At 44.2% G+C, this 563-nt stretch carries 1 protein-coding gene; it reads left to right on the top strand.

Going from position 1 to position 563, the window contains the following annotated elements; genetic code table 11:
• Positions 1–45: 45 nt before the first annotated feature.
• Positions 46–345, top strand: coding sequence for a DUF2607 domain-containing protein (locus R7F64_RS24190; RefSeq protein WP_005454649.1), 300 nt, complete (start codon positions 46–48; stop codon positions 343–345).
• Positions 346–563 lie beyond the last annotated feature (218 nt).

Raw genomic sequence — 563 nt, 5'->3', positions numbered from 1 at the left:
AATGAGTGTTATATTATAACACCCGTTAGGATTTCAGGCGTTCAGATGTACTTTTCTTGGCAAACCATTTTCAGATCTTGGCATCGCACTGTTGTACTTTTCAGTGTTGCTTTGCTGATCATCTGGAATTTTGCTTCGATCTTTCATCAAGTCGACCTCACACCAGAGCATCATACCCATCATCACTGCCAACTCTTCGCTGGCGCGCAACATGGTCTCGCTAAAGCACAACCGGCAATCCCTGTGCCGTCATACACTCGGGCCCATTATGATGATGTCTCAGAGCGCTCGCATCATGTAGAAGAAGTATTCAGCGCTGCGCGTGCACCGCCTTATTTTGCGTAAACACTCAAACACAACCCAATTACGTTATTTCCAACGTGTATAGACGCGTTTCAATAACAGAACGTCAAATGAGTACTAATCTGAAATCAATCAGATCTCGGATTTATCAGCAAAATTAGGAAAGTAAAATGCCATCTAAACAGGTTTTAGCGATCGTTATCGGTTTGTCTCTATCGACAGTCGCAACAGCAGAAGAATACCGCCAACACAGTGCGCAC

Source organism: Vibrio sp. Vb1980, assembly GCF_033338615.1.
Lineage (GTDB): Bacteria > Pseudomonadota > Gammaproteobacteria > Enterobacterales > Vibrionaceae > Vibrio > Vibrio alginolyticus.
The sequence above is the reverse complement of the archived record's forward strand: the minus strand, read 5'-3'. Positions and strand labels throughout refer to the sequence as shown.